The 2,555-nt window shown below is 56.9% G+C and carries 3 protein-coding genes; all 3 read right to left on the bottom strand.

All coding sequences use genetic code 11. The features are described from left to right. Positions 1 to 170 (bottom strand): phospholipase effector Tle1 domain-containing protein (locus AC3B8H_RS20320; RefSeq protein ID WP_488443340.1); only part of this gene is annotated, 170 nt, incomplete at its 3' end. A gap of 109 nt (positions 171 to 279) precedes the next feature. After that, a complete protein-coding gene (locus tag AC3B8H_RS20325) occupies positions 280 to 1,092 on the bottom strand; it encodes a lipase family protein (RefSeq protein ID WP_488443338.1) in 813 nt (270 codons plus the stop codon). Positions 1,093 to 1,522: 430 nt separating this feature from the next. Next, a partial coding sequence (locus AC3B8H_RS20330) for a S8 family serine peptidase (RefSeq protein WP_488443339.1) occupies positions 1,523 to 2,555 on the bottom strand: 1,033 nt, incomplete at its 5' end.

Consider the following 2,555-nt stretch of genomic DNA (forward strand, 5'->3'; position numbering starts at 1 on the left):
CTGGTGTCGCTTTTGTCCGTGCCGACACCTTGGTCGTAGAACGTGTATTGATGGGCGCGGTTGGACGTGACATCGACGGCTTTATAGGTTTTATAAACGTTGCTGTCCGAGCCGTAACCGCCTTTATTGCCGGTGCCGTCGGAACAGAGCACGATGTTTTTTGTAGCCATAAAATACCTCTCTTGAATGGGCGGATGCGCCGTTATTATTATTGGCCGAGGCCTTGCTTAAACTGTCCGATAGCGGGATTTTCGACTCGGCAACTTCTTTGCCGAGGGCTTATAAATTCTTCTCGATGTTTTGAATATATTGGTCCATAAAATGATGTTCGATAAACGACGGGATTAAATCCAATTTCTGGTTAAGCGAGCCTTTAATCCGTTCCATGAATTTAAACCAATAACCGACATCCTCGTGCAATTTGCCCTCCGAGTCGAAGAAGCGAATGCTGCCGCCTTCCTGATACTGGTTTAGCCGGTCCGGCACGCGCGGCACGATGTCGTTATCGTTAACAAAGCGGAAATAGCGCGGTTTCAAGGCTTGATCCAGTTCGCCGACAAAACGGCGGTCGCCGACCCGAGGCTGGCCGAAGGTGTACAAACCGTTGATCGACTTGTAGATGCGTTGATCGATGTCCAGCGTTAGGCGCGCCGCCGCCAGTACCGCCAACGCGCCGCCCAGGCTATGCCCGGTCAGCCACAACGATTGGCCGTATTGATGCACGCTTTCCAGGGTGTCGATCAAGGTATCCCAAATCGCGTCCAGCGCGTCGTCGAAACCGGTGTGAATCCGGCCGTGCGGGGTTTCGCGGAACGCCATCTTGGCGTCGGCGCACCAGTCTTCCGGTACTTTTTCGGTGCCGCGAAAGGCAATCACGATCACGCTACCGCTATGCGCGATAAAGGCCTGGGTATCCTGGCGCGAACCGGGAATCTTGCTGCCGTCGATGAAGCGGCCGTTAAAGCCTTGCACCGACAGTTTGTTCAAAACCTCGGCTTCCTTGGCATAGGCCAATCGGGACGCCAGTGCCAGCGCGTAAGCGTTCGGCAGCGAAAATTGGGTGTTGTTGGGTTCGATGGTGAGTTGTTTCATGGTCTGTCCTCCGGTTGTTAACAAAAAACGCGGTAACCCGGCGGCGAGAGGCTTGCCAGCCGGTCTACGGCTGGGAATGCGGCAGTCAAAATGCGGGTTTCTGCCGTTTATTCTAGCCCCCGCCGTTTCGGTAAATGAGCCGGTTAGGTTCCGCCCAATCACGTCAAGCGTGCAACTGCTATTGGAATCGGTCCGGTTTGGCCCTCGCTTCCAAATCCGTAACCGCTAGATCGTTATCAGGTCTCGAGCTTCTCCTAACTCTGGGTTGTCATTCCGGCATGGACTGCCGGAATCCAGACACCATGGATGGTTAGAAGCTGTCGCTATCCGGGGCACTGGATACCTGCTTCCCGGCGGGTATGACAGTCTTTCTTCCAATCTGACCGTTGAACTAGGATAAAGCGTAAATTCCGGCGCAAAAGTGACCAAATCAACTGGATTTCGCGGCGCGGTTCACTCGCTTGGGCTTGCCGGTCGCGCTAGTCGGTCCTGGTGCCGCCAGATTCCGGCTCGGATGCGCGAATACTAGCTCAATTCCAAACGATACCAACGTGCCGATGTCCCGAGGTGCCTTGTCCTCGATATGCAAGGTCCAGGTTCCCGAACAATCCTTGCCCAATAGTTTGGCGAGGTCGGGAGCGGTGCTTTTGTCATAGGTTCGCTTTAGATTTTTGGTGGCGCCGCCGGCTCGATTGTGCAATACGATCGGCTTTACGCCTGTGCCGGCGGGCGGTAGCAGCGCGATCAGTAAATCGCCGATATAGCTATGCTTGATGTCCACCGACACCGCGATCGCGTCCACCGGCGCGTTGTCGGCGACGGCCAGCGTGAACTCAACCGTCCGCATATCCGGTATTGGCGCATCGAACACCCGGCTGACGTTGACGCTGTTTTGGGGTTGCGGTTTGGCCAAATTCACCGCCGTCAGGGCGTTCAATCGGCCGTAGCCGTATTGGGGGCTATGGCCGTTGGCGTCGTAATTGCCTTGTTGCGGATCGATGCGGTCGCAGGCGCGTTTGAATAATTCCTTGACCTCGAACCACTTCAAATTCGGATTGACCGCCAGCACCAACGCCGCCACGCCGGCCGCGCCGGGGCAGGCGCTGGAGGTGCCGCCGAAGCTGTTGGTAAAGCTGCCGCCGACATCGCCGTCGGCGACGTTGCCGGCGTTGTAGCCTTTTTGGCCGAGCCGGTCGGTGGTCCAAATCCCCGGCGTTAACGGTTCCGGATGGTTCAGCTGGGCTAAGCCAAGGTCGCTGCTGGGAAAAGCGCACCAAACCGCGTGGCCGAAATCGCTGTAAACGCTGCGCTTGCCCTGGTCGTTACAGGCCGCGACCGCCATCAGTTTGTCGTAACTGGCGTAGCCGTCGTGATCGACCGACTCGTTACCGTTGCCGGCCGCGAACAACACCACGCAGCCCTTACCGCCCCGGCCGTAGCCGACCGCGTAGTCGATTGCCAGT

This window comes from Methylomonas sp. BG-2, from assembly GCF_057766305.1.

Bases quoted from the DNA above. Each gene is read 5' to 3' on its own strand.
- AC3B8H_RS20325 (WP_488443338.1), bottom strand. From the start codon at position 1,092: ATGAAACAACTCACCATCGAACCCAACAACACCCAATTTTCGCTGCCG.